This window comes from Halorubrum sp. SP3 (genome assembly GCF_005435195.1).
Taxonomy (GTDB): Archaea; Halobacteriota; Halobacteria; order Halobacteriales; family Haloferacaceae; genus Halorubrum; species Halorubrum sodomense.
The window spans coordinates 1-2,486 of the sequence record NZ_SGTU01000030.1 but is presented as its reverse complement, the minus strand read 5'-3'; the positions used below and the strand labels follow the sequence as shown (position 1 = coordinate 2,486).

Annotated in this window: 3 protein-coding genes; all 3 read right to left on the bottom strand. The window is 55.4% G+C overall.

The window, feature by feature from the left end:
- On the bottom strand, positions 1–384 hold a 384-nt coding region (locus EXE42_RS18620), incomplete at its 3' end, for a hypothetical protein (RefSeq protein ID WP_158293712.1).
- Positions 385–1,536, bottom strand: coding sequence for a glycosyltransferase family 4 protein (locus tag EXE42_RS14710; RefSeq protein ID WP_241988395.1), 1,152 nt, complete (start codon positions 1,534–1,536; stop codon positions 385–387).
- A gap of 10 nt (positions 1,537–1,546) precedes the next feature.
- On the bottom strand, positions 1,547–2,486 hold a 940-nt coding region (locus EXE42_RS14705), incomplete at its 5' end, for a sulfatase-like hydrolase/transferase (protein WP_137706818.1).

Below are 2,486 nucleotides of genomic sequence, written 5' to 3'. Positions count from 1 at the left end.
CCAAGAACCTCCTCGGAATATCTGATACCCGATGACGGCTGCCATTGCTCCGTGAAGTACATAGTGAAGCGGTGGACGAGCACCGATTACAGGGCGGTAGATCACAAAGAGACCGACAATAAACAGCGACGTGGCGATGATGCCAAAGCGCCAATCTAGCGGATCCTGCTCACTTTCTATCCGATAATCGCGAACGAAAATGCCAACAATTCCACCGAGTAGAATACCGACAGCTGGCGCGAGAAATGCCCAGAGATCAAGAAGAACGACTACAGATAGTGCTCCGATACCACCGAGGAGGATCAAATAGCTGAAATAGTCACGCACCAGTCCAAGGACCGCCTCAATTGATCCATTTGATACCTTCGGGACGGTCACGCTCATCTATTGACCTACCTCAGTGTGTACGTATTCATCAATAACTCTGTCTGCTACTTCGTTCCAGTCAAGTTCTGTAGCTCGGGTTTGAGCTGCCGAAGTAGCCTCTAGGTGGTGGTCATTATCTTCGATAAAGGAGTCAATCGAGTCGATAATATCCCCAATCTCACGTGAAACCAACGCACCGGACTTACCGTCGACGACGGTCGTGATTCCGCCGGCCCGGGATGCCACTACCGGCGTTCCACAGGCCATCGACTCCAGTAACACAAGACCGTAGCCCTCGTAGCTCGACAGGAGGACAAATAGGTCTGAACTCGCATACAGTGCCGGCAGCTCGTCATCTGGAACGAACCCGAGGAACCGGACACGATTTGAAACGCCCAACTCTGATGCGAGGTTCCGCAACCGATCCTCATGTCGGCCCGTCCCGGCGATCAACAACTCCACGTCAGGGCGGTCAAGGGCTGCAAAGCTCTCGATCGCCAAATCGACTCCCTTTCGGGGTCCTAGCCGGCCCACGTACAGTAACGTGAATTTCTCTGAATCGGGCGCAGGATGTGGGCCGGCATCGGGATGGAATCGCTCGTTATCCACCCCGTGAGGAATCATCGAAACTCGATCGCTGTCGAAGCGGTACGTATCCACCAGTTGCTCCTGTGTGTGATCGCTGATAGCGATAATTCGATCGGCGAATCGCCCTGCGATCGAATCCAAGACGATGTTCATCGGATGGAACACGTACTTCATCAGGTAATCCTCGTACGTGTGCGGGTCACTCGACCGCATTTCGCCGACCGATGTACCATGACTCGTCACGACAAGCGGTACGTCAGCCATTCCGAACCCAGGAGTGAACGCGACTGTCGACGCTGGCATCAGCGTGCCGTGGACGACATCGTACGCGTCAAAGTCGATCTTGCGCCGTGCCACGATACTAAAGAGGACTGTATCCACGGTTACGAGCCGACGACGTTTCATCAGACGGGTTACCGAGACATTCTCGTGGACATCGATTTCACCGTCTGTCGCCGCTTCCATAGTAAACACATCGACGTTGTGTCCCGCACGTCCCAATGTGTTCGACAGCTCGTAGGCGTACGTCTCAGCTCCCCCAACATCCGGCGGGAACATTTTTGATACGAGGCAGATGTCCATTATAAGCTCCTCATTTATACCCGAGGGCTTCGAGCCGCTCGTCGATCTCTGCGGACTGGTCTTGTGTCCCTTCCTCCTGTTCTGAGCCGTCAACCGAGTCAACTCGGGATGCGCTGAATGAGCGTAGCTCTTCTAGGAATTCTATTGAATCGGCCTGCTTCGGGTTTAGCTCTGACTGCTCTCTGGGATCCTCCACAAGATCGTACACTCCCTCAGAAACGATCTCTCCCGAATCGATCTCCCGCTCCAGTACCGCCTTCCACCGCTCGCCGCGAGCGGCAAAGCGCCTGATCCCCTCGTGTTCGTCCTCGCCGGTCGCACTTGCGAAGACGACACTGTCATCGAACACTAACTGTCCGTCTCTATTCACGAGTGGCTCCCTCGGCAACTCCGACTCGGGCTCACCAGCGTATTCCAGTATCATCGGAACGATATCCAGCGTACTCACCGGAGTTGTCACCGTTTCGTTCCCACGTTCACCCGGCAACGAAACGATCAGCGGAACGTGTAGCAACGACTCGTGGAGATATCGCGGGTGCGTGTAGTACCCGTGTTCGCCGAACGCATCCCCGTGGTCGGCCGTCACGACAATCAGACTCTCTTCGAGCAGCCCGCGATCGTCGAGCGAGTCGAAGAACGCGCGGAGCTGATCGTCCAGATATCGGATCTCCCCGTCGTAGGCATCAATTAACAACTGCCGCTCCTCGTCCACGATCTCGTCGGGGCTGTCGATCGTCTTCTGGTAGAGCGTCTGCGCCTCGTCGTTCGACAGTTCGCGGTCGGCGTACGTGTAGCCCGCAGGCGGATTGTATGGCCCGTGAGGATCCATATAGTGGTTCCACAGGAAGAAGGGCCGATCGTCGCCGATTGAATCCAACCAAGAGAGCGATCGGTCGTTGATTTCCGCGGCACGAGCGTGGTACTCTCCTTTATTCAAGACAAACTTGTTC

Bases quoted from the DNA above. Each gene is read 5' to 3' on its own strand.
- EXE42_RS14710 (WP_241988395.1), bottom strand. From the start codon at position 1,536: ATGGACATCTGCCTCGTATCAAAAATGTTCCCGCCGGATGTTGGGGGA.